The sequence below is a fragment of the Acidithiobacillus caldus ATCC 51756 genome, from assembly GCF_000175575.2.
Classification (GTDB): Bacteria; Pseudomonadota; Gammaproteobacteria; order Acidithiobacillales; family Acidithiobacillaceae; genus Acidithiobacillus_A; species Acidithiobacillus_A caldus.
The window spans coordinates 2536657-2559396 of the sequence record NZ_CP005986.1 but is presented as its reverse complement, the minus strand read 5'-3'; the positions used below and the strand labels follow the sequence as shown (position 1 = coordinate 2559396).

Sequence of the window (22740 nt, the reverse complement as noted above, 5' to 3'; positions counted from 1 at the left end):
GTCATTTCTCTCCTTGGGATGTTCCATCCCCTTGTGCCGAACCAGACCTGGCCGCCCCCGGCAGAGCGACCGCAAAACCATTGTCGTAACGTAGATCCATGGTCGCCCCGGCGACCAGATAGGATTTGAGCTGGGGCACCACCGCCACCCAGCGGCGGAGGGTCCCCTGGGGATCCTTCGCGCCCAGCACGAGGCGCACGCCATCGCTGAGGATGCAGCGCCAGCCGCCGCTGGGTACCTGCTCCAATGCCGTCACGCGTATCCCCAGGGGGCTTACGATGCCGTCGAATTCCTTCAGGGTGGCGAGCAGTTCCGTCCCAGAGTCGACCGGCCCGAACAGGCTTGGCAGGTCGGCCGGAATCTCCTTTTCCGGAACCGTGAAGACCGCACCACGGTCCGAGAGCAGTTGACCACTGCCACCCAGCCAGCGCGCAGCCGCCCGATAACGGGTCAGTTGCACGTCCAGGCGATCCGGCCACACCCGCCGGACATCGGCATTGGCTACCCAGGGCAGCTGCATCAGGGCATTCCGCAGCGCGCGCGGATCCATCCACAGAAAACCCTGCTGTAGGTAAGGCCGCAGCACGGCGTTGACCTCGGGCAAGGGGACTTGGGACGACAGCCCCTCGATGTGGATGGTTTCGATGGGCATGAAAGATGGGCTGCGCAGGCTCTGCCAGCCGAGCCATCCGCCCCAGACCATGACCCCAAGGCCAAGCCCCAGCGCCAGTCCCCGAGCATAGAGACGCCAGGGAATGGGTCGGCGGTGCACCGTCGCTTCCGCCGCTGACGCCACCGGCGCCTTGGCCCCGGGCGCACGCCGACGCGGCAGCGCTGCCGGTTCCGTCACGACGGCGCCGTTCTCGGCGCGCCAATGGCGCATGTCGCGCATCACGCTAACCATGATCTTGTCTCCTTTGAGCGGTGCTCACGATCTCCAGACACAGCTTGGTCATGGTCCAGCCCAGGGCTCGGGCAGCCATGGGTACGAGACTGTGATCGGTCATGCCCGGTACGGCATTCAACTCCAGCAAATGGATGCCCCCTTCGGCGTCCACCAGAAAATCCACCCTTCCCCAATCGCGTCCACCAAGTTCTCGAAAAGCCTGCAAGGCAAGCTCCTGCAGTCGCCGTTCCGTGGCGGTGGGCAGACCCGAGGGCAGAAGATACTCGGTATCGTCGGCCAGATATTTTGCCTCGTAATCGTAGAAGGCCCGGTGGGGACGGATGACGATGGGGGGCAGGGTGCGACCGGCGACGATACCCACCGTCGCTTCCAGGCCATCCACGGCCTCCTCCACGAGGATCTCCGAATCCACGGCAAAGGCTTTTGCCATGGCCTCGGCCAGACCCGCGGCGTTCTCCACCCGACTGATGCCAAGACTGGAGCCCGCACGGTTGGGTTTGACAAAGACCGGCCAGCGGGCGATGTGCAACTCGTCCGCGGACGATTGGCCGCAGGGCGAACCGCCTGTGACATGCTCGCGCTGCAGCCATTGGCCACGGGTCGTGGGTAGGCCAGCAGCCTGCCACAGGCGCTTGCTCCGCCACTTGTCCATGGCGAGCGCACTGGCCAGCACTCCACTACCGGTGTAGGGCAGGCCGCTGGCCTCGAGACAGGCCTGTAATACCCCATCCTCACCAAACTGCCCGTGGCAGACATTGAAGACGAATTCTGCGCCACTTTGCGCGAGCTGCTCCTGAATCCGCTGCGGCTCGATATCGATGGCGACCACGCGCACGCCGGCCGCCTCCAGGGCGCGACGTACCGCCGCGGCGCTGGCCAGGGACACCTCCCGCTCCCCCGAGGGGCCACCGCAGAGCAGGGCGATCCGTGGCCATTCAGACATCGTCATCCTCCCCGACAACCCGCATTTCCGGTATCAGCAAAACTTCAAAGCGTCGCCGTACCTCGTTCTGAACCAGCTGCACCAGGGCCTCGATCTGTGCTGCCCGAGCTGCGCCGCGATTGACGATGAAGTTGGCGTGCTGAGGGCTGACTTCGGCATCGCCGATACGCCGTCCCTTGAGTCCCGCCGCTTCGATGAGTCGCGCCGCGTAATCGCCGGGCGGATTGCGGAAGACCGAGCCGCAGCTTGGCCACTGCAGCGGCTGGGTCGCGGCCCGGCGCTCCTGACCGGCGCGCAGGCGCCTCTGCACGGCATCGGCTGCATCGGCGGTGAGCCGCAGGGCGGCGCGCACAAAGCAGTCCGACCCCTGACCCTGCACCTCGCGATAGCCGATGCGAAAGGCCGAGGCGGGTAGACGACGCAACTCGCCACCTGGACTCAGAAGCTCCACCCACTCCACCAGGGACCAGGTTTCGCCACCGTGAGCGCCGGCATTCATGGCCAGGCAACCGCCCAGGGTTCCCGGGATGCCGGCGAGGAATTCCGCACCGGCCAAACCGGCGCGGGCGGCGAAGTGGGCCAGCTTGACCGCACCCACCCCGGTCTCGGCGACGATGAGATCGGGCTCCGTGAGCGCCATGCCCTGCAGACCATGGGCAAGACAGACCACGGTACCGCGCAGGCCGCCGTCGCGCACCAGCAGATTGCTGCCCAAACCCAGCCAATGGATGGGCGGCACGGCAAAGTGGCGTAGGAAATACTGAAGATCGGCCAGATCGTGGGGCAGGTAGAAGCGGTCGGCCGGTCCACCCACCCGCCAGCTGGTGTGCCGGTCCAAGGGCTCGCCCAAGCGCAGACGCCCACCGCTCACGCTTCACCTCCACGGGCAAAGACGGCAGGCCAGAGCCCAGCCCAACGGGCGATGCTACCGGCACCAGCGCAGATGAGGACCGCCCCACGAGGAAGCAGTGGCAGGACGAGCTCGGGATGGTCGAGGGCCGCCGGCAGGTAGTCTGCCGGCCTGCCCGTCGCCGCCACGGCGGCGGCGAGACGGGCGCTGTCCACCCCAGCAATGGCTGCTTCGCCGGCGCCATAGATATCCAGGAGGACACTGCGATCGGCCTTCCCCAGGACCTCGACGAAGTCGGCGAAGAGATCGCGGGTGCGACTGAAGCGGTGCGGCTGGAAGGCGAGCACGATGGGGCGATCTGGCCACATGTCCCGCGCCGCCGCCAGGGTTGCCTCCAATTCCCGGGGATGATGGCCATAGTCGTCGACAATGGTGATCCCGGCGAAATCGCCGAGGATCTCGAAGCGGCGTCCGACCCCGCGAAAATCCGCCAGGGCCGCCTGGATGGTTTCGGCGCGGACCCCGACCTTGCTGGCGATGCCAATGGCGGCGAGGGCGTTGAGCACGTTGTGACGGCCAGGAATGGCCAGTTCCGCGTCCAGCCAGTGGACCGCCTCGCCATCCACCCGGCGCCACACCTCGAAACGGGAGCGCCCACCCACCTGGTGCCAGTGGCGGGCCTGCAGGTCGGCAGAGGCAGAGAAGCCGTAACCCAGCACCGGTGAGCGCAGTTCGGGGATGAGGCCGCGCACCAGGGGATCGTCGGTGCATAGGACCGCAAGACCATAGAAGGGCAGGCGCTGCAGAAACTGAAGAAAGGCGCGGCGCAACTCCTCGAGGCTGCCGCCATAGGTGTCCATGTGATCGGCGTCGATATTGGTGACCACGGCCATGACCGGCGCAAGGTACAGGAACGAGGCGTCGGACTCGTCCGCCTCCGCCACCAGATATTCGCCGTCGCCAAGACGGGCGTTGGTACCGGCGCTCTTCAACAGCCCGCCGATGACGAAGGTCGGGTCGAGGTCGGCTGCGGCCAGGATACTGGCGACGAGACTCGTGGTGGTCGTCTTGCCGTGGGTGCCCGCCACGGCAATGCCCTGGCGAAAGCGCATGAGCTCCGCCAGCATCTCGGCCCGACGAATGACCGGAATCCGTTGTTCCCGCGCCGCCTGCACCTCGGGGTTGCTTTCGGGAACCGCGGAGGAAATGACCACCACATCGGCGCCGCGCACATTGGCGGCCTCATGCCCGCTGAAGATGCGCGCCCCGAGATCCTCCAGGCGCAGAGTTGCGGCGCTGGCACGCAGGTCGGAGCCCGACACAGCATAACCCAGATTGAGGAGGACCTCGGCAATACCGCGCATGCCGCTGCCGCCGATACCCACCATGTGAATCTGCCGCACCCAGTTACGCATGGCAAAGCTCCTCACAGGCTGCGGCCACCCGCTGTGCGGCATCGGTGCGCGCCTGGCCGCGGGCCGCCTCCGCCCAGCGGCGCAGGAGATCGGCATCGGCCAGCAATGGGGTGAGGATGGCCCGGAGACTGGCGCCGTCCAGACCCTCCTGGCGGAGCATACGCCCCGCCCCAGCCCGCTCCAGGAACTGGGCGTTGGCGGCCTGGTGATCGTCCACGGCATAGGGGTAGGGGATCAGCAGGGCACCGAGCCCCGCCGCCGCCAGTTCCGCCACCGTGGCTGCCCCCGCCCGGCAGATGGCCAGATCGGCCCAGCCCAGGGCTGCCGCCATGTCGTCGATGAAGGCCTCCACCCGCGCGACCACACCGGCCTCGGCATAGGCTCTGCGCGTGCTTTCGAGATGTTCGGCACCGGTCTGATGCCAGATCTCCGGACGTTCATCGGTCTCCAAGCCGGCCAGGGCGGCGACGGCGATCTCGTTGAGGACCTTGGCACCACGGCTGCCTCCCAGAATCAGCAGACGCCGTGGTCCGGTGTGCGTCGCCAGCCGCTCCTTTGGTGCTGGCAGTGCGGCGATCTCCGCGCGTACCGGATTACCCACCCACTCTGCCCGCGACCAGGAGGGATGGGGAAAGCCCAGGAAGACCCGTCGCGCCAGAGGTGCCAGCAGACGGTTACTGAGACCCGGGATGGCATTCTGCTCGTGCAGGCACAGGGGGCGACCCAGGGACCAGGCCGCCAGCCCCACGGGTGCCGAGACGTAACCCCCCATGCCCAGGACCACCTGGCTGCGGCAGGCGCGCAGGATCCGCCGCGCCTCCACCGTGGCCCTGCCCAGACGCCAGGGCAGGAGCAACCAGCCCACCAGTCCCTTGCCCCGCAGACCGCGCATGTTCAGGCAATGCAGGGGATAGCTGCGCGCCGGCACGAGTTCCTTTTCCATGCCATTGGGGGTGCCGGCAAAATCCACGTACAGACCGTCCTGGCGCAGGCAGTCCGCCACCGCCAGGGCGGGGAAGATGTGACCACCGGTCCCGCCAGCGGCGATGAGCACCCGGCCGCGGTGGTCGTGTACGGCCCTTGCTTGTTCAGCCATGGGCCACCTCCGCCGATTGCGTGGACTTCGCGGCTTTGCTTGGCGGGTAGCGACGACTCACGGCCAAGACCACGCCCAGGGTGGCGCACAGAAAGACCAGCGCGCTACCGCCGTAGCTGATGAGGGGCAGGGCAAAGCCTTTGGTGGGCAGAGCGCCGAGATTCACGCCCATGGACAGCACCGCCTCGCCCCCGAACCAGGTCAGGGCGCCATAACAGAAAAGCGCATAGAAGGCGTCGCCCGCCGCCGCCGCGCGCCGACCGATGCGGTAGATACGCCAGCTGGCAATGGCGTAAAGGATGGCCAGGGCCCAGACGCCCACGAGGCCCAGTTCCTCGCCGATCACCGCCAGAATGAAATCGGTGTAAGACTCGGGCAGGTAGAAATACTTCATGATACCGTCACCCAGACCCACCCCGAAGATCCCGCCGCGGCCAAAGGCAATGAGGGACTGCACCAGCTGGAAGCCAGCTCCGTAAGGATCGGCCCAAGGATTTTGGAAGGCGGTGATACGCGCCAGCCGGTAGGGTGCGGAGATGGCCAGGAAACCCAGGGCGCCGCCGGCCACCAGACCGGCCAGGAGTACATAGCGCAGGGGCAGCCCACCGAGAAAGAGCAGCACCCCAGTGATGAGGACGACCATGGCATAGGAGCCAAAATCCGGTTGCAGCAGCAGCAGGACACCGAGCAGGCCGAGCACCAGGAAGATGGGCCACAGGCCCTCCTTGAGCCGCCCGAGGAGTTCGCCCTTGCGCACCACATAGCGGGAAATGAAGAGCAGCAGCGCGAACTTCAGAAGCTCCGATGGTTGCAGGCGGACCACGATGAGGTTCAGCCAGCGGTGGGAGCCGTTGACGGACACCCCGATCACCGGCAGGAAGACCATGGCCAGGGTGAGCAGGGATAGCCCCATGAGGGGAAAGGTCATGCGCTCCCAGAAATCCAGATCGATGCGACTGAAAAAGTAGAGAACGGCGGCCGCCAGGACGGCGTAGAGGGCCTGCCGTTCGGCAAAGTAGAAAGCGTTGCCGGTTTCGTGCTCTGCAACGGGTGCGCTGGCGGAGTACACCATGACCAGGCCGAAGCAGAGCAGAACGACGATGATCCACCACAATGTGAGATCGGCGGGTCCGTCTTCCACCAGCCACCAGCTTGGCTTTTTCATGGCGCCACCTCCTCTGCCAGTGTCTGCACGGCAGCGGCAAACTGACGTCCGCGGTCGCGATAGTCGCGGAACATGTCGAGGCTCGCACAGGCCGGCGACAGCAGCACCTGATCGCCTGGCTGGGCCATGGCGGCGGCGGCACGCACCGCTCTGCTCATGCCGCCCTCGCCGATGCGCAGGGTTGGCAGGGAACCGGCGAGAATGGCCTCCAGGATAGCGGCATCCTTGCCCAGGAGCACGGCACCTCGCTGTCCCCGCAGGGCTTCGCGCAGGGGACTGAGGTCCGCACCCTTGGCATCACCGCCCAGAATCAGGACCAAAGGTCCGGGCAGCGCTTGTATGGCGCGCAGACTGGCCCCCAGATTGGTGCCCTTGGAGTCGTCGTAATAGTCCACGCCGCCCACCCGGGCCACCCACTGCAGACGGTGCGGCAGGCCGCGGAAGTCGGCAGCCGCCTGACGTATGGCCGTCTCCGGTAGATTCAGGGCATTGGCCATGAGTGCGGCCGCCAGGACGTTTTCCCCGTTGTGCTTGCCTGGCAGATGGATATCCGCCAAGGGCATGGGTGCGGCGGACGGCCAATGCAGGGCGAGATCGTCCGCCCAAGCGTCCAGCTGGGGCGTGTGCCCGAAACGGCGGATCTCCACACCCGCTGGTGCCTTGGCAGGCAGGCTTTGCAGGGCCGGATCCTCGCCATTGAGCACCAGCGTATCGCCCTCGCCCATGGTCCGGAATATGCGTGCCTTGGCGGCAAGGTAAGCCTCCATATCGCCGTGCCAATCCAGGTGATCGGGGCTGAGATTGAGGATCGCCGCCACCCGGGGACGGAGCGCGTGGCAGTAGTGGAGCTGGAAACTGGACAGCTCCAGCACGTAAAGCTCGGGCTCGGGTGCGCCCGCCTCAGGCAGAAGATCCAGGGCTGGCGTGCCCAGGTTACCCCCCACCGCCACCCGGCGTCCTGCGGCCTTGGCCATCTCGCCGAGCAGGGTCGTGACCGTGCTTTTGCCGTTGCTGCCGGTGATGGCAGCGATGGGCGCCCGGGCCAGGCGTCCGAAAAGCTCGACGTCGCTCCACAAGGCAATCCCGGCCTCACGTGCTGCGCGCAGGGCAGGCAGGGTGGGTGCCAGGCCGGGACTCACCAGGACCAGGTCGGCGCCAAGGAGGGCGTCGGCGCGCAGATCGCCAAAATGCAGCGTACAGCCTGGGAATTCCGCGGCCCAGGGGCGGGCCGAGGCAAGCCCGGCGCGGGTGTCGAAGGCCTTCGGTCGCAGGCCCGCCGCCACGGCCCAACGCAGACAGGACAGACCCGTCTGGCCAAGGCCGAGGATGCGCAGGTCGAGATCGTGTGCAAAGGCGTGCATGTCAGCGGATCTTCAAACTCGAAAGGCCAATGAGGACGAGGATGACGGTGATGATCCAGAATCGCACCGCCACGCGCGGTTCCGGCCAGCCCTTCTTCTCGTAGTGGTGGTGCAGCGGCGCCATGCGAAAGACGCGTTTTCCCGTCAGGCGGAAGGAGGTCACCTGGATCATCACCGAAAGGGTTTCCACCACGAAGACACCGCCCATGATGAAGAGCACCAGTTCCTGGCGGGCGACGATGGCGACGATGGCCAGAGCCGCACCCAGGGCCAGCGCGCCGGTGTCGCCCATGAATACCTCGGCGGGATAGGTGTTGAACCAGAGAAAACCCAGTCCTGCCCCCACCAGGGCGCCGCAAAAGATCAGCATCTGCCCGGCACCCGGTACCCAGGGTACCCCCAGATATTTGGCAAAGACGGCATTGCCCGAGACGTAGGCGAAGATGCCCAGGGCGCCCGCCACCATCACCGTGGGGACGATGGCGAGGCCATCCAGGCCATCGGTGAGGTTGACGGCGTTGGACGTGCCGACGATGACAAAGTAGCTGAAAACGATGAAGCCCAGCCCCAGAGGGATCAGGACATGGGGCACGAAAGGAATGATGAGGCTCGTCTCCACCGGCTTGCTGGCCAGGGCATACAGGGTACCGGCGGCAGCCAGGGCGACCAGGGACTGCAGTCCGTACTTGGCCCGCGCCGAAAGCCCCTTGCTGTTACGCCGCCGCAACTTGCGCCAGTCGTCGATGAAGCCGATGGCCCCGAAGGCGGAAGTCGTGACGATGGCCACCCAGACCAGGGGATTGCCGAGGTCCGACCAGAGCAGGGTGGTGAGGAGCACCACCAACAGGATCAGCGCACCGCCCATGGTGGGCGTACCCTGTTTGACGAGGTGGGTTTCCGGTCCATCGCTGCGCACCATCTGGCCGATGCGATAGCGACGCAGGCGCGCGATCACCCAGGGACCCAGCGCCAGGGACAGGACCAAGGCCGTGAGAATAGCCATCACGCCGCGCAGGGTGAGGTACTGGAAGACGTAAAAGCCGTGGTACAGGCTGCCCAATTGCATGAAAAGGTAGTAGAGCATCAGGATGCCTCCGTGAGCGCGGCTACTACCCGTTCCATATGGGCAGCGCGAGAGCCCTTGACGAGCACGACGGCGTCCGGAGCGAGCATGCTTAGCACCGCGTCGACGAGGGCCTCGCGTTCCACGAAGTGGGTGCCGGCGGGTCCGAAGGCGCGGCTGGTGGTCCGGCTCAGGCTGCCCAGGGTAAAGACGCCATCGATGCCGAGAGCGCGGGCGTGGCCGCCCATCTGCTGGTGATGGAGTTCGGCATCGGCACCCAGCTCTGCCATATCCCCCAGGACCAGATAGCGCCGGCCCGGCTGTTCGGCCAGGACCCGCAGTGCCGCCTCTACCGAGGCGGGATTAGCATTGTAGGTGTCGTCCAGAATGCGGCTGCCGCCTTTGCCCTCGCGCCACTGCAAGCGGCCGGGGGCGGGCGTGAGCGCCTCCACCGCGCGGGCGATCTGGTCCAGACCGAGGTTCAGGGCAAGGGCGGCGGTGGTGGCGGCGAGGACGTTGGCACCATTGTGGCGACCGGACAGCGGGATGCGCAGGCTCACGTTGCCCTGGGGGGCGCGCAGGTCCAGAACGCCGCCTTTGCCCTGTGGGCGCCACTGACCGCGTACCCGCGCGGGACGGTCGTCGAGGCTGAAGCGCCAGACCTCGCCCGGGGCCCGCTCGGCCCAGTAATCGGCATACTCGTCGTCGCCATTGATCACCGCGATCCCGTGCGCCGATAGCCCTTCCAGGATCTCACCCTTGGCCGCGGCAATGGCGGCGATGCTGCCGAGATTTTCGATGTGGGCAGGCCCGGCGTTATTGATCAGGGCAAGGTCGGGCCTAGCCATGCGGGTCAGCACGGCGATTTCCCCGGCGTGGTTCATGCCCATCTCCACCACGGCGTGGCGATGTTCAGGGCCAAGCTCCGCCAGGGTCAGCGGAACCCCGATGTGGTTGTTGAGATTGCCGCGGGTGGCGAGGCACGGGCCGCTCTGGCGCAGCATGGCGGCGAGGATCTCTTTGACGGTGGTCTTACCGCAGGAGCCGGTGACGGCGGCCAGGGATGTACCCAGTTCCCGTCGCCAGGCGGCGGCGAGGACTTGCAGTGCGGCCAGCGGATCGGCCACCAGCACACCGGGCCCGGGACTCGGCCTTTGTACCAAAACGGCGGCCGCGCCGGCCTTGCGTGCCGCCTCGACGAAGTCGTGGCCGTCGAAACGCGGGCCGCGCAGGGCCACGAAGAGCCGTCCCGACAGATGCGTGCGGGTATCGGTGCCGACACCGTGGATTTCCTTTTCCGGGTCGGTTCCCTGAAGCAGGCTACCGCCGGTGCGCTGGGCAATTTCCCTGAGCGTGTAGCGGATCATGGCTGCAATGCCCTAGTAGCCAGTTCGACGTCGTCGCAGGGCCGCTTTGCACCGGCGCTTTCCTGGGTCTGCTCGTGGCCTTTGCCAGCGATGAGCACCCAGTCACCGTGCTCCGCTTCGCCGATGGCTCTGGCGATGGCGGCGGCGCGATCGTGGCAGACCTCGGCGCGGCCCGCCGGCATCCCCGCCAAGATCTCGGCGACGATGGCGGCGGGATCCTCGGAGCGCGGATTGTCGTCCGTCAGCAGGACCCGATCGGCCAGGGCTGCGGCCACTGCCCCCATCTCCGGCCGTTTGCCCCGGTCGCGGTCGCCGCCGCAGCCGAAAACCACCGTGATCCGCCCCTTGGCCACGGTCCGCAGATCCTCCAGCACCTGGCGCAGGGCATCTGGGGTGTGGGCGTAATCGACGAGGACATCGGGCTGCTGCGGCGTCCGCGGCGACAGCCGTTGATAGCGCCCCGGCGGTAGACGCAGGGCCGCCAGCACCTGCGGATCCACGTCCATGCCCAGACCCTCGACGGCGGCCAGGGCAGCCAGGAAATTGCGGGCGTTGGCCATTCCCATGAGCGGGATCCGCAGTGGTCGGGTCCCCGCGGGAGTATCGATGACGAGGAGGGTGGCCCGTGCTCCCGGATGGTATTCGCGCACCCGGTAATCGCCGGCGCCGAAGCCATAGCCCACGATCCGCACATCCGGGTGCAGGTGCGTGCGCAATTCGGCGCTGAAGGGATCGTCGGCATTGAGCACCGCCAGCTGCAGCGCCGGATTGGTGAAGAGTTTGGCCTTGGCGGCGCCGTAGGCGGCCATGCTGCCGTGGAAATCCAGATGATCGCGACTCAGGTTGGTAAAGACGGCGGCCGTGAAAGGTACGCCAGCCACCCGTTCCAAGGCCAGGGCGTGGGAGGACACCTCCATGGCGAGCCACTGCGCTCGGCGTTGGCGCGCTGCCCCCAGCAGGGACCAGAGCTCAACGGCCGCCGGCGTGGTATTGGCCAATGGCTGCAGCGCCGTCAAGGGGCCGGCGCCCAAGGTGCCGATGACCTCGGCGCCAGCGAGCTGAGCGATGAGCCAGGTGACGCTGCTTTTACCGTTGGTGCCGGTGACGCCAATCAGGCCGGGCGCCCGCCCTTGCCAGTGGTACCAGCGGCGCAGGGCTTCGCCCAGGAGCCGTGGTGCCTCGGGATGGACCCAGACGGGCTGACCGTCCACGGTGTCGCGCCGCAATTCCGGCCCCTGGAGCAAGGCCGCGGCGGCACCGGCGGCCAAGGCCTGGGCCAGGAAACGCGCGCCATCGCCGTGGCGGCTGTGGAGACCGACGAAAAGCTGTCCCGGACGCACCCGTCGGCTATCGCTCTCGATTCCGCAGACGCGCACAGCGCCGGCGCCTTCCAGTTCCGGTAGCAGGCTATCCAGCCCTTCAGTGGCGTACATCGCCTGCCCCCTCGGCCCAGAGTTTCTGTTGTACGGCACTGACGCCCGCGGGCGTAGCGGCAAAGGGACGGTCGGGCGCCACACCAAGGGCGCGCAAGGCCGCCGTCATGGTCACCCGAAATACCGGCGCCGCCACGACCCCGCCATAGCGCAGACCGCGCTTGGGGTCGCGGATGGTCACCGCCATCACCAGGCGAGGGTTCTCTGCCGGGGCAAAGCCAACGAAGCTCGTGTTGACACGGCTGTGGTGAAAGCCACCTTTGCCATTGGCCAGCGCCGAGGTGCCCGTCTTGCCCGCCACGGAATAGCCGGGAACCGCCGCCAGAAAGCCGGTACCGCCCGGTGCCACCACCGCCTGCAGCCACTGGCGCAGGAGTGCCGCGGTCTGGGGACGCATGACCTCGGGGCCGGATTCGTCCACCGCGTGGGCGCCGTGGATGAGCGTCGGCCGAAGATAGCGGCCATTCCGGGCAATGGCCGCATACGCCGTTGCCAGCTGCAGGGTGGTGACGGAGATGCCATAACCGTAGGCCATGGCAGCCTGCCGACTCCGATCCCAACCTTGCCACCTGGGGAGATTGCCGGCGGCCTCTCCCGGGAAGCCGATATCGCTGATCCGCCCGAAGCCGGCCCGTTGCAGGGTCCCGTAGAGGGCGGCGGGAGGGGTGCGCAGGGCGATCTGCGCCGCACCGATGTTGCTGGAATACTGCAAGACCTGGCGTAGGTCGAGGGTGCCGTGACGGACATCGTCGCGAATGCAATAGCGCCCGACCCGGTAGCAGGAAGTGGCGACGTCGAAGCGGCTCGTTGGCGCGATACTCCCGGAGTCCAGGGCCGCCGCAATGGCAAAGGGCTTCATCACCGAACCGGGCTCGAAGGTGTGATTGAGGGCGCGGTTATCGTAAAGACTCGCCACATAATCGGCGCGATTGTTGGGGTTGTAGGAGGGATAGCTTGCCAGCGCCAGGATCTCACCGCTGCGCAGATCCATGAGCACCGCCGAGCCGGAGCTGGCATCGGCGGTCTGTACGGCCGCCGCCAGCGCCGTGTAGGCCGTGTACTGCAGGTTGCGGTCGATGCTGAGCACGAGGGTCTGGCCGGTTTTGGCGCGTGCCGGCAGGCTGGCCCAGGCCAGGGTGCGACCGCGGTTGTCCTGCAACCCCGTCGCTTTGCCGTGCTCACTGCGCAGCCAACCATCGTAGCTCATCTCGAGGCCGGCAATGCCGTGCCCGTCCAGATCGGTGAAACCCAGCAGGGGGCCGGTCACATCGGCGTCGGGATAGTAACGACGGTATTCCAGCAGGTGATGCAGTCCCGGCACCTTCAGTGCCAGCACTGGCGCCGCGGCATCCGGCGGCAGCTGACGCGCAATGTAGGCAAAGCGGCTGCCACCCCGATGCAGACGTTGCTGCAGCTCCGCCGGGGAGATGTGCAAGGTTGCCGCCACGGCACGGAAATCGGCCCCGGAGTCGGGGAAAAACCGGGGGTCGGCCCAGAGCGTGGTGGTCGGTACGGACACCGCCAGCACCTGGCCGTGACGGTCCACTATGGGTGCGCGCGCCGGCACCGCCATGGGCAGTTGGCGCAGATAGCGCTGGGCGCCCTCATCGCGCAGTTGTTGATGGCGCACGACCTGCGCGTCGTAAGAAGCCAGCATGGTGCCGCCAAGACCAAGCCCGAGCAAGGTCCACACGGCCCTCGCCCGCCAGACGGGCAAGGAACGGGGACGGATCGGGGTGCGTTGGCGGCTTTGGCTCATGGAGCTTTGACCATCACGATCTGCTGGTTCTTGGGGGCGACCAGCCCGAGCTTCTGCCGGGCAATATCGCCGACGCGGGCGTTGGAGGCCAGGGTTGCCTGTTCCAGTTGCAACTGCCCCCAACGGTTATCCAGGGCGAAGGCCCGCGCCTGGGCCGCCTGCAGCTGGATGAAAACGCTGCGAGAGCTCTCGCGCGCGGCAACGATGCCGAGCAGGGTCAGGGTAATCAACAGGACGAGCGCGATGGTGCTACGACGCACGATGTGGATCTCCTCGCTTCTGCGCGACCCGAAGCGTGGCCGAACGGGCGCGGGGATTGTGGGCGACTTCTTCGGTGCTGGCGCGGCTGGCCCGGCCCAGGGGAAACCAGGGAGCCTCCGGGATCTCCCAGTTGCGCAGGGGCAGATCGGGATCGGGCTGGCGGGTATCGGCACGAAAAAAGCGCTTGACCAGACGATCCTCCAGCGAGTGGAAGCTGATGACCGCCAGCCGCCCGTCTGGGCCGAGGCTGTCCATGGCCGCCGGCAGGAAGGCGCGGATTTCGGCCAACTCGTCGTTGATGTGCATGCGGATGGCCTGAAAGGTACGGGTTGCCGGGTGGATGGCCTGGGCGCGGGCGCGCGGCAGAAGGCCGGCAACGAGTTCCGCAAGTTGGGTGGTGCGGGTCAGGGGTCTCACCGCCCGTTCCCGGACGATGGCGCGGGCAATACGCCGGGCCTCCCGTTCCTCGCCGTAGTCGCGCAGGACCTGCGCAATTTCCGCCGCTTCGGCGGTTGCCAGCCATTGTGCGGCACTCATTCCTTGCTCGGGGTTCATGCGCATGTCCAGCGGGCCATCCCGCAAAAAGCTGAAACCCCTTTCGGGGCGGTCCAGCTGCGGCGACGAGACGCCGAGATCGGCCAGAATGAACTGGGCCTGCCCCGTGCCCATCTCTGCCAGCACCTGTGCCACCCGGGAAAACTCCGCCTGGCGTACGCTGACGCGCTCGTCCTCGGCAAAGCGTGTTCGCAAGAAGGCAATGGCCCCGGGGTCGCGATCGAGGACGAGCAGGCGATCCTGCGCCCCAAGGAGGTGGGCCAGAGCCGCACTGTGGCCGCCCCGCCCACCCGTGGCATCCACCCAGAGGCGCGGACCGGGCTGGCCCAGAAGCGGTGTGCAGGCCGCCAGCACCTCGGCAAGGAGGACGGGCTGGTGGCTGGTATCTGTGTCCTGGGCATCGGTCACAGCACCAAATCGCCCAGACTGGAGAAATCCTCCCGGGCTGCCAGCCAGTTCTCCTGGCTCGCATCCCAGCGCACGGCATCCCAGATCTCGAACTTTTCGATTTGCCCCACCAGCACGACGTCCTTTTCCAGGTTGGCAAACTGCCGTAGACCGGGGGAAAGGAGGATCCGGGCCTGGGCATCCAGGCGCAGCTCCTCCGAGTGGCCAATGAAAAGCCGCTGAAAACGCCGTGCGGTGGGGTTATTGCCGGGCAGGCTGGCCACGCGCTGTTCCAGCGCTTCCCAGTGCGGCAAGGGGTAGGCCACCAGACAGCGCTCTTCCTGCGTCTGGCTGAAGGGGTCGATGGTGACCACCAGCTGGCCGTCGCAGTGGCTGGCGAGCCAGTCGCGGAAGCGGGCCGGGACGCTCAGGCGTCCTTTGCCATCCAGGCTGTGCCGGTGTGTTCCGCGAAACATGGCCTTGAGCTCTCCAGATTATCCCACTTTGACCCACTTTGCCCCACAAAACGGAGATTAGTGGTTGCAGCTTGTCCTGTCAAGGGGAAAATCCGAAGTTTTACGGCATCTTAGAGAGACCTGATAAAGATGTTATCAAGTCGCTTGAGGGAATTCCTGCAAGCTACTCATTCCGATATTGAAGTTTGGAGAGGGGTATGGGTCGAGAGGGGAGTGGGCCGATAAGCCGGGTTCTGTCGTGGGCGACCATTCCTCTAGGCCAGCACTTGCGCACTGGCTCCAGCAGCCTACCCGCGTGCAGCACGGGCCGTGCTATGGCACGCCTATTTGGCCTTGCTCCAGACGGGGTTTACCCTGCCACTTCCGTTGCCGGAAGCGCGGTGCGCTCTTACCGCACCTTTTCACCCTTACCGGCGCTTGCGCGCTTGGGCGGTATCTTTTCTGTGGCACTTTCCGTAGGCTCGCGCCTCCCGGCCGTTAGCCGGCGTCTTGCCCTATGGAGCCCGGACTTTCCTCCCCGGATTGCTCCGCAGCGGTCGCCTGGCCCACTCCGGGGCGGATCATACTCCCTTTTCGCGGAACTGTCCGAATGGCCACACAGCTTCGACTATACTTGAGCTTAAGGTCGCGCGTTGCCGGCGCGCCCCATTCCCGAGCAGAGGAGACGCAAGCCATGATTACGGACAGATTTTTGGATGACGAGCGCAGCCTGCCTTCGGTGGAGCCCATGGAGCGGGTGGTGGCCTGGTCTGTCTTTCGTTCACGGGAGGCGGCCCGGGATCTGCTGGAGCACGTGCACCTGGCGGCGGGTCAGCAACTGGTGGGCGGGCACGCGCGGGACAGCATCGGGCCCTACTGGTGGGTAGGGGTACAGGTCAACGATCTGGACCAATGGGGCAGTCGCGGCGCCATCAATAAGCGCGGTCGCCTGGGCGACTGACCGAGTCCCGCTCGAGGCTCGTCAGCAGTTCGGCGTAGCGTTCAGCCACCTGCCGACGGCGAATCTTCAGCGTCGGTGTCAGGGTGCCATCGACTTCATTGCAGGCCTCGGGCAGGAGGGCGAAGCGACGGACCTGCTCGAAGGCAGGCAAATCGGCCAGGGCAGCGTCGATGTGCTGGCGCAGCAGGCGCTGCACATCCCTTTCCCCCGGCTCCGACCCCAGTTTTTCGTGTACCAGATCCCACTGGGGGTAGACGAGGGCCACCAGGTAGGGAAGGCGGTCACCGAAGACCACGGCCTGTTCGATATAGGGATCGGCCATGAGCCGCATCTCGATCTTCTGCGGTGGGATGTTCTCGCCGCCGGCGTTGACGATGAGGTCCTTCTTGCGGTCGGTGATGTGCAGATAACCCTCGGCATCCAGTTCGCCGATATCGCCGGTGTGCAGCCAACCCGCGTCGAGGGCTTCGGCGGTGGCGCTGGGGTTGTTCCAGTAGCCCATCATGATGGAGGGGCCGCGGACCAGAATTTCGCCGTCCTCCGCCACACGGCCTTCCAGATTGGGCAAGAAGCGACCCACGGAGCCCGGGTGGATGGCGTCCAGAGGGTTGGCGGCGATGACTGGGCTCGCCTCGGTCATGCCATAGCCCTCGACGATGGGGAGACCAAGGTCCAGGAAAAAGGCGGCGATGGCTGGCTCCAGTGGCGCGCCGCCGGAGACGAAATAGCGTAGCTTGCCGCCCAGCTGACGGCGCAGCTTGTCCACGACCAGGCGGCGTGCTAGGGCGCGCTGTCCGGGTAGTACGCGCCCCTTTTCCAGGCCCAGACCGCGGCGCAGCAGGTGTCCGGTCCAGCCGCGACGTTCCATCAGATTGCGCCGCAGGCGCTGATGGAGCAGTTGAAATACGCGCGGTACGGCGATGACGATCTCGGGATGCGCGGCGGCCATGTCCCGCAGCAGGGTCTCCGGCCGCTCGGCATAGGCCACCTCCAGACCGAGCAGATAGGCGCCAAAGTGGCTCGTGCCACGCTCGAACACGTGGGACAGAGGCAGCACCGACAGCACCCGCTGCCCCGCGCGCAGGGGTACGTAGGATAGGAACCCCTCGATGTTGCTCAGAATATTGCCGTGGTTGAGCATGACGCCCTTGGGCCAGCCCGTCGTGCCTGAGGTGTAAACGATGGTGGCGAGGTTCGCGCGTTCGACGCCGGCAAGACGCTCCTGAAAGCGGGCTGGGTTGAGCATTTCGCCCAGGTGTTCCAGATCCGTCCAGCTGCGCAGTTCCGAATGCTCCCCGGATCCCGACCCCCGCAGGAAGATGCGCTCGGCCGCGATCCCCCAGGCTTGTGGCGCCATCCGCGCGTACACGGAATCGTCTTGCAACAGAAGACAGGAGGGCGCGCAGTCCCCGAGGATGTAGTGTAGTTCGCGCTGGCCGAAATTTGGGTAGACCGGTACCGTCACTGCACCAATACTGAGGATGGCGAAGTCCATGATTGCCCAGTCCATGGCGTTGCGCGCCATGAGTAGGACCCGATCGCCGGTGCCCAGACCCAGTTGCAGCAGGCCGCTGGCACGCCGCCGCACCCGTGCCGCGAAATCGGCGGCCTTGGTGGCCACGTACCGGTCACCACTGCGCTCCAGGGCGATGATACCGGTGGGATCCTGCGCACAGCGAGCCAGGAGACCGGCGCCGAGGCTCGGGATGTGGTGGAGAGGGCGCGCCACTTCAGCGCAGGGCCTTCTCGGTGGCGGTCAGACTGCGCTTGAAGCTCTCCATATTGAAGATCCGCTCCATGTAGTCCTGGGTGGCTCTGGCACCCTTGGGCAGCTCCACGCCCAGGGCAGGCAGGCGCCACAGTAGGGGCGCCAGGGCGGCATCGGCAATGGACAGTTCGTCCCCAAAGAGAAAGCGCTGCTGGCTGAACAGGCTGCTCAGGGTGGCAAGCCCCGTGCGCAGGTTTTCCTTGGTCTGCTGGATTTCCTTGCTGCTGTGGCCCGGGCGGTAGAGTACCTCGAACCAGTCGCGCTCGAAGCGCAGCATGCCCACGCGCACCTTGGCGCGGGAGATGGGGTCTACGGGTATCAGCGGTGGGTGGGGGAAGCGCTCGTCCAGGTATTCCATGATCAGCATGGAATCGTAGATGGCCAGTTCTCGATCCACCAGCGTGGGCACTTCGCCGTAGGGGTTCAGTTCCGTGAGATCCTCCGGTTTTTGCGTCAGGTCGACGTCGATGGTCTGATATTCCATCGCTTTTTCTTCCAGGACGAAGCGCACTCGGTGGGCGAAGACGCAGTCGGGGGCCGAGTACAGGGTCATGAGGGTCTTTTTGTTGCTGGGTGTTGCCATCGGCGATTCCTTGAGGTTGGCCAGGGGTACATTTCCATAGACTTCAGCCTCCCATTATACACCGTGGCGGCGCAATGGGGGCGGGCGTCGGGTGGAACAGCGTGTGTTAGGAGATGTGAATTGGCGTTGTCAAGAGCGGTTCTGGGGCGTACACTGCGTCTAAGTTGTATGGAGACAACAGTTGTTGTAGAGTAAAGTGTACAAGCTGCGTCGGGAGGGCGGTCTGGATGATCGCGAAAGGACCAAGATGATTCGCCAAAGAACTCTGAAGAACATGATCTGGGGCACCGGCATCGGACTGCACAGCGGACGCAAGGTGTACCTGGGTCTGCGCCCCGCGCCCGCCAATACCGGCATCGTCTTCCACCGCAGCGATGTGGACGGAGGTGCCTGGATTCAGGCGGATCCGCTCCACGTCGTGGACACGCGTCTGTCCACCAACATCGGCGATGGGCGGATCCGCGTGGGTACCATCGAGCACCTCATGTCGGCCCTCGCCGGGCTCGGTATCGACAATGCCTATGTCGATCTGGACGGTCCCGAAGTGCCCATCATGGATGGCAGCGCCGCACCCTTCGTCTTCCTCATCCAGTGTGCCGGCATCGAGGAACAGAATGCGGCCAAGCGCTTCATCCGCATCAAAAAGACCCTCCGCGCCGAGGACGGCGACCGCTGGGTGCAGCTGGAGCCTTACGAGGGCTTCAAGATCAGCTTTACCATCGATTTTGATCACCCGGTGGTGCGCAACGGCGGACAGCAGGTGAGTGTGGATTTTGCGCGCACCTCCTACCTCAAGGAAGTGGCGCGGGCCCGCACCTTCGGTTTCATGCGCGAGGTGGAAACCCTGCGCAGCATGGGGCTTGCCTTGGGCGGCAATCTCGACAACGCCATCGTGGTGGACGAGTACCGGGTCCTCAACGAGGAAGGTTTGCGCTACACCAACGAATTCGTGCGCCACAAGGTGCTCGATTCCATTGGCGATCTGTACCTTCTGGGGCACCCTCTGCTGGGCCATTTTTCCGGCTACAAGGCGGGTCACGCCCTCAACAACCAGCTTCTGCGTGCCCTGCTGCAGCGCGAGGATGCCTGGGAGTTCGTGGATTACTCCTCGGAAGCCAAGGCGCCTTTTTCCTTTGTGGAGTCTGCGGTACCGGTTTCGGCCTGAGAAGCCAGGGTACGATAGAGACGGCCAAGCGCGGCACCCAGTTCGCCATCGAGGTCGCGGGCGAGGGTGGCGATGGCCGCGGGCGGCTGGGTCAGCCGGATGGGGGCTGGGCGTGGTGGCGGGGGTCTCTGGGCGGCGAGGGGCCAGGGGTGGATCCAGGCCTGCAGGTCCGTGACCGCAGAGTCAGGGTAGCGTTGGTTCCAGCGGCGCAGGATCGTTTTCTGCTGGCGTTTCAGCAGACGTAGCCAGGCGGCCCCGGGGCACATCACCCGTAGGCACCCGGACTGCCAGTCCACCAGCCAGGCCCGCTCCTGCAGTTCCACCGGGAGTAGGGCATTCCAGTCCAGCTGCCTCGCCCGCAGCGCCTGAGCACGCTGGAGCACGCTGAGTGCGGAGGTACCTGCCCAGGACTCGCCCAGGCGACGCGGCTGTCCTCGTTTATCCATCTTCCCCTTTCGTGCTACTCTCGGCCATATTTTTTCCGTGGATGGACAGGCATGCTGGGAAGTATCATCCGACAAGTGGTCGGCAGTCGCAACGACCGACTCATCAAGAAGGCGCGGGCCGTCGTCCTGCAGATCAATGCCCTGGAGGAGCGCTTTGGAGCCCTGAGCGACGCGGAACTGGCAGCGCAGACGGAGCGTTTTCGCGAGCGCCTTGGCCGTGGCGAGAGCCTGGATGCACTCCTCCCCGAGGCCTTTGCCGTGGTCCGGGAGGCGAGCCGACGGGTCATGGGTATGCGCCACTTCGATGTCCAGCTCATCGGCGGCTACATGCTGCACCAGGGCAAGATTGCCGAGATGCGCACGGGTGAGGGCAAGACCCTGGTGGCCACCCTGCCCGCCTACCTCAATGCCCTGGAAGGCAAAGGGGTGCACGTGGTCACGGTCAACGACTACCTGGCCCGACGCGACGCCGAGTGGATGGGTCGGGTGCACCGCTTTCTCGGTCTCACGGTGGGCGTGATCGTCTCCGATCTGGCGACGGAGGAGCGCCGCGCCGCCTACGCTGCCGACATCACCTACGGCACCAACAACGAGTTCGGCTTCGATTATCTGCGCGACAACATGGCCTTCTCCCCCGCCGATCGGGTGCAGCGCGGATTGCACTACGCCATCATCGACGAGGTGGACTCCATCCTCATCGATGAGGCCCGCACCCCCCTGATCATCAGCGGTCCCACCGAAGAGAACACGGATCTCTATCAGCGGGTCAACGTCCTTGCGCAGCAGTTCGTGGCGGAGGAGGACTATACCGTCGACGAAAAGGCGCGCCAGGTCCTGCTCACGGAAGAAGGCATCGAGAAGGCCGAACGCCTGATGTTGGAAAGCGGCCTGCTCAAGGAAGGGAATCTCTACGACATCCAGAACGTCACTCTGGTGCACCACCTCAACCAGGCCTTGCGCGCACACGTGATCTACAAGCGCGAGACGGACTACATCGTGCGCGACGGGCAGGTGTGCATCATCGACGAGTTCACCGGCCGCATGATGACGGGTCGGCGCTGGTCCGATGGCCTGCACCAGGCCGTGGAGGCCAAGGAAGGCGTGCAGGTCCAGAACGAAAATCAGACCCTGGCTTCCATCACATTCCAGAACTATTTCCGCATGTACGACAAACTCGCCGGCATGACGGGCACCGCCGACACCGAGGCCTTTGAGCTCAACCAGATCTACGGTCTCGAAGTCGTGGTCATCCCCACACACCGGCCGGTACAGCGCAAGGATTACGCCGACCTCATCTACCGCACGGCGGCAGAGAAGTGGGAGGCCATCATCGCCGACATCCGCGCCTGCCGAGAACGCGGCCAGCCGGTGCTGGTGGGGACCACCTCCATCGAGCACAACGAATTTCTCTCAGGCCTTCTGAAAAAGGCCGGGATCGCGCATCAGGTGCTCAATGCCAAACAGCACGAGCGCGAGGCGGAGATCATCGCCCAGGCCGGTAAACCCGGGGCGGTGACGGTGGCCACCAACATGGCTGGCCGCGGTACGGATATCGTTCTCGGCGGTAACGTGGAGCAGCAAGTGGAAAGCCTGCGCGCCGCCGAGGACCTTCCGGAGGACGAGCGCGAACGCCGGATCGCAGCGATAAAGCAAGAGTGGCGCGCCATGCACGATGCCGTCATCGCCGCCGGCGGCTTGCACATCATCGGCACCGAGCGCCACGAATCGCGGCGGGTGGACAACCAGCTGCGTGGTCGCGCCGGGCGTCAGGGGGATCCCGGCAGCTCACGTTTTTACCTCTCCCTCGAAGATCCGCTGATGCGCATCTTTGGCAGCGACCGTCTCGGTGGCCTCATGCAGAAACTGGGCATGAAGCCGGGTGAGGCCATCGAGCACCCCTGGGTCACGAAATCCATCGAGAATGCCCAACGCAAGGTGGAGGCGCGTAACTTCGACATCCGCAAACAGCTGCTGGAGTACGACGACGTCGCCAACGAGCAGCGCAAGATCATCTACGCCCAGCGCAACGCCTTCATGGACAGCGACGACCTCAGTGCCGAAATCGAGACACTGCGCGAGGATGTGCTGGATGCCCTGCTGGCGGACTACGCTCCCGAAGGGGTCATGGAAGAACAGTGGGACCTGCCCGGGCTCGAGCAGGCCCTGGAGCGGGTCTTTGCCCAGCATTTCCCGGTGGCGCAGTGGTTGGCCGAGGATCGTGCCCTCAACCACCAGCAGCTGCGCGAGCGTATCCTGGGTGCCGTGCGCGAGGCGGCGCGGGAAAAGGAAGCGCGTATGGGTAGCGAGATGGCCCGGCATCTCGAGAAGAGCATCGTCCTGCAGGTCCTCGACAGCCAGTGGAAGGACCACCTGGCCAGCATGGACCACCTGCGCGAAGGCATCCACCTGCGCGGCTACGCCCAAAAGAATCCGAAGCAGGAGTACAAGCGCGAATCCCTCATGCTGTTCAATGCCATGCTCGCCCGCATACGCGAGGAAATCGTCGCCACCCTGGCACGCGTACACGTGAGCGAGGCTCCAGCCGATGCCGAGGTGGTGGACTGGGCCCAGCTCTTCGCGCCGCGGACCATGGGTGGGCTGCAGTTCCAGCACCCGGATCTCGTGCCCGGCAGCACCGATGGCGCGGACGAGGCCCAGGACCTCATGGCATTGGCGGCGGCGACTGGGGCAGCGCAGCTACCCGTGCACGTCGAGAAAATCGGTCGCAACCAGCCCTGTCCCTGCGGTTCGGGCAAGAAATACAAGCATTGTTGTGGCCGACTGGACTGACGGCGGCGGG

General features: G+C 65.8%; 20 protein-coding genes and 1 other RNA gene. 3 read left to right on the top strand and 18 right to left on the bottom strand.

The genetic code is table 11. The features are described from left to right. Position 1: 1 nt before the first annotated feature. From ACAty_RS12530 to rnpB, 15 genes are all read right to left on the bottom strand, one after another. Positions 2-904, bottom strand: coding sequence for a cell division protein FtsQ/DivIB (locus ACAty_RS12530; protein WP_014003534.1), 903 nt, complete (start codon positions 902-904; stop codon positions 2-4). After that, positions 897-1850, bottom strand: a complete 954-nt coding sequence (locus ACAty_RS12525) for a D-alanine--D-alanine ligase family protein (protein ID WP_014003533.1) — start codon at positions 1848-1850, stop codon at positions 897-899. The genes ACAty_RS12530 and ACAty_RS12525 overlap by 8 nt, the downstream gene beginning before the upstream one ends. Further along, positions 1843-2721 (bottom strand): UDP-N-acetylmuramate dehydrogenase, encoded by an 879-nt coding sequence (gene murB, locus ACAty_RS12520; protein WP_004869144.1) that lies wholly within the window; start codon positions 2719-2721, stop codon positions 1843-1845. Before murB ends, ACAty_RS12525 begins: the two co-directional genes overlap by 8 nt. Further along, positions 2718-4115 carry a UDP-N-acetylmuramate--L-alanine ligase gene (gene murC, locus ACAty_RS12515; protein WP_004869141.1) on the bottom strand — a complete coding sequence of 466 codons (1398 nt, stop codon included), beginning with the start codon at positions 4113-4115 and terminating at the stop codon, positions 2718-2720. Before murC ends, murB begins: the two co-directional genes overlap by 4 nt. Then, positions 4108-5211, bottom strand: coding sequence for an undecaprenyldiphospho-muramoylpentapeptide beta-N-acetylglucosaminyltransferase (gene murG / locus ACAty_RS12510; RefSeq protein WP_004869140.1), 1104 nt, complete (start codon positions 5209-5211; stop codon positions 4108-4110). Before murG ends, murC begins: the two co-directional genes overlap by 8 nt. Then, complete coding sequence (gene ftsW / locus ACAty_RS12505; RefSeq protein WP_004869138.1) at positions 5204-6376, bottom strand: putative lipid II flippase FtsW; 1173 nt, start codon at positions 6374-6376, stop codon at positions 5204-5206. Before ftsW ends, murG begins: the two co-directional genes overlap by 8 nt. Further along, positions 6373-7737 (bottom strand): UDP-N-acetylmuramoyl-L-alanine--D-glutamate ligase, encoded by a 1365-nt coding sequence (gene murD, locus ACAty_RS12500; protein WP_004869133.1) that lies wholly within the window; start codon positions 7735-7737, stop codon positions 6373-6375. Before murD ends, ftsW begins: the two co-directional genes overlap by 4 nt. 1 nt (position 7738) lies before the next feature. Continuing rightward, a complete protein-coding gene (gene mraY / locus ACAty_RS12495) occupies positions 7739-8821 on the bottom strand; it encodes a phospho-N-acetylmuramoyl-pentapeptide-transferase (RefSeq protein ID WP_004869130.1) in 1083 nt (360 codons plus the stop codon). Then, positions 8821-10167 carry a UDP-N-acetylmuramoyl-tripeptide--D-alanyl-D-alanine ligase gene (locus ACAty_RS12490; protein WP_004869128.1) on the bottom strand — a complete coding sequence of 449 codons (1347 nt, stop codon included), beginning with the start codon at positions 10165-10167 and terminating at the stop codon, positions 8821-8823. The genes mraY and ACAty_RS12490 overlap by 1 nt, the downstream gene beginning before the upstream one ends. Then, positions 10164-11600 carry a UDP-N-acetylmuramoyl-L-alanyl-D-glutamate--2,6-diaminopimelate ligase gene (locus ACAty_RS12485; protein WP_004869125.1) on the bottom strand — a complete coding sequence of 479 codons (1437 nt, stop codon included), beginning with the start codon at positions 11598-11600 and terminating at the stop codon, positions 10164-10166. Before ACAty_RS12485 ends, ACAty_RS12490 begins: the two co-directional genes overlap by 4 nt. Continuing rightward, positions 11587-13359 (bottom strand): peptidoglycan D,D-transpeptidase FtsI family protein, encoded by a 1773-nt coding sequence (locus ACAty_RS12480; RefSeq protein ID WP_038472310.1) that lies wholly within the window; start codon positions 13357-13359, stop codon positions 11587-11589. Before ACAty_RS12480 ends, ACAty_RS12485 begins: the two co-directional genes overlap by 14 nt. Beyond that, complete coding sequence (gene ftsL, locus ACAty_RS12475) at positions 13356-13619, bottom strand: cell division protein FtsL (protein ID WP_004869118.1); 264 nt, start codon at positions 13617-13619, stop codon at positions 13356-13358. The genes ACAty_RS12480 and ftsL overlap by 4 nt, the downstream gene beginning before the upstream one ends. Beyond that, positions 13609-14583, bottom strand: a complete 975-nt coding sequence (rsmH, locus tag ACAty_RS12470) for a 16S rRNA (cytosine(1402)-N(4))-methyltransferase RsmH (protein ID WP_004869117.1) — start codon at positions 14581-14583, stop codon at positions 13609-13611. The genes ftsL and rsmH overlap by 11 nt, the downstream gene beginning before the upstream one ends. Beyond that, positions 14580-15038 (bottom strand): division/cell wall cluster transcriptional repressor MraZ, encoded by a 459-nt coding sequence (mraZ, locus tag ACAty_RS12465; RefSeq protein WP_004869115.1) that lies wholly within the window; start codon positions 15036-15038, stop codon positions 14580-14582. Before mraZ ends, rsmH begins: the two co-directional genes overlap by 4 nt. Positions 15039-15244: 206 nt before the next feature. Beyond that, an RNA gene (gene rnpB / locus ACAty_RS14980) (RNase P RNA component class A) lies at positions 15245-15590 on the bottom strand. 121 nt (positions 15591-15711) lie between these two features. On the opposite strand from rnpB, the gene ACAty_RS12460 reads away from it, so the two are divergent. Beyond that, entirely contained in the window at positions 15712-15978 is a 267-nt protein-coding gene (locus tag ACAty_RS12460; RefSeq protein ID WP_004869114.1) for a hypothetical protein, read from the top strand. On the opposite strand, the gene ACAty_RS12455 is transcribed toward ACAty_RS12460, so the two are convergent. Together ACAty_RS12455 and ACAty_RS12450 are read right to left on the bottom strand one after the other, a co-directional pair. Next, positions 15950-17707 (bottom strand): AMP-dependent synthetase/ligase, encoded by a 1758-nt coding sequence (locus ACAty_RS12455; protein ID WP_004869112.1) that lies wholly within the window; start codon positions 17705-17707, stop codon positions 15950-15952. The genes ACAty_RS12460 and ACAty_RS12455 overlap by 29 nt on opposite strands. 1 nt (position 17708) lies before the next feature. Then, complete coding sequence (locus ACAty_RS12450; protein ID WP_004869109.1) at positions 17709-18329, bottom strand: glutathione S-transferase N-terminal domain-containing protein; 621 nt, start codon at positions 18327-18329, stop codon at positions 17709-17711. Between the two features lie 247 nt (positions 18330-18576). Between ACAty_RS12450 and lpxC the strand changes: the two genes are divergently transcribed. Beyond that, positions 18577-19494 (top strand): UDP-3-O-acyl-N-acetylglucosamine deacetylase, encoded by a 918-nt coding sequence (lpxC, locus tag ACAty_RS12445; protein WP_004869106.1) that lies wholly within the window; start codon positions 18577-18579, stop codon positions 19492-19494. Here the strand turns inward: lpxC and ACAty_RS12440 are convergent. Further along, entirely contained in the window at positions 19431-19940 is a 510-nt protein-coding gene (locus ACAty_RS12440; protein ID WP_038472308.1) for a DciA family protein, read from the bottom strand. The two genes, lpxC and ACAty_RS12440, sit on opposite strands and share 64 nt — an antisense overlap. 51 nt (positions 19941-19991) lie before the next feature. On the opposite strand from ACAty_RS12440, the gene secA reads away from it, so the two are divergent. After that, the gene (gene secA / locus ACAty_RS12435; protein WP_004869103.1) at positions 19992-22730 is read left to right on the top strand and encodes a preprotein translocase subunit SecA; all 2739 of its coding nucleotides are present in this window, start codon (positions 19992-19994) and stop codon (positions 22728-22730) included. Positions 22731-22740 lie beyond the last annotated feature (10 nt).

Excerpts from the sequence above, each read along its gene's own strand:
- ACAty_RS12530 (WP_014003534.1), bottom strand. The coding sequence starts at position 904 with ATGGTTAGCGTGATGCGCGACATGCGCCATTGGCGCGCCGAGAACGGC.
- ACAty_RS12525 (WP_014003533.1), bottom strand. The coding sequence starts at position 1,850 with ATGTCTGAATGGCCACGGATCGCCCTGCTCTGCGGTGGCCCCTCGGGG.
- murC (WP_004869141.1), bottom strand. The coding sequence starts at position 4,115 with ATGCGTAACTGGGTGCGGCAGATTCACATGGTGGGTATCGGCGGCAGC.
- murG (WP_004869140.1), bottom strand. The coding sequence starts at position 5,211 with ATGGCTGAACAAGCAAGGGCCGTACACGACCACCGCGGCCGGGTGCTC.
- ftsW (WP_004869138.1), bottom strand. The coding sequence starts at position 6,376 with ATGAAAAAGCCAAGCTGGTGGCTGGTGGAAGACGGACCCGCCGATCTC.
- murD (WP_004869133.1), bottom strand. The coding sequence starts at position 7,737 with ATGCACGCCTTTGCACACGATCTCGACCTGCGCATCCTCGGCCTTGGC.
- mraY (WP_004869130.1), bottom strand. The coding sequence starts at position 8,821 with ATGCTCTACTACCTTTTCATGCAATTGGGCAGCCTGTACCACGGCTTT.
- ACAty_RS12490 (WP_004869128.1), bottom strand. The coding sequence starts at position 10,167 with ATGATCCGCTACACGCTCAGGGAAATTGCCCAGCGCACCGGCGGTAGC.
- ACAty_RS12485 (WP_004869125.1), bottom strand. The coding sequence starts at position 11,600 with ATGTACGCCACTGAAGGGCTGGATAGCCTGCTACCGGAACTGGAAGGC.
- ACAty_RS12480 (WP_038472310.1), bottom strand. The coding sequence starts at position 13,359 with ATGAGCCAAAGCCGCCAACGCACCCCGATCCGTCCCCGTTCCTTGCCC.
- mraZ (WP_004869115.1), bottom strand. The coding sequence starts at position 15,038 with ATGTTTCGCGGAACACACCGGCACAGCCTGGATGGCAAAGGACGCCTG.
- ACAty_RS12460 (WP_004869114.1), top strand. The coding sequence starts at position 15,712 with ATGATTACGGACAGATTTTTGGATGACGAGCGCAGCCTGCCTTCGGTG.
- ACAty_RS12450 (WP_004869109.1), bottom strand. The coding sequence starts at position 18,329 with ATGGCAACACCCAGCAACAAAAAGACCCTCATGACCCTGTACTCGGCC.
- lpxC (WP_004869106.1), top strand. The coding sequence starts at position 18,577 with ATGATTCGCCAAAGAACTCTGAAGAACATGATCTGGGGCACCGGCATC.
- ACAty_RS12440 (WP_038472308.1), bottom strand. The coding sequence starts at position 19,940 with ATGGATAAACGAGGACAGCCGCGTCGCCTGGGCGAGTCCTGGGCAGGT.
- secA (WP_004869103.1), top strand. The coding sequence starts at position 19,992 with ATGCTGGGAAGTATCATCCGACAAGTGGTCGGCAGTCGCAACGACCGA.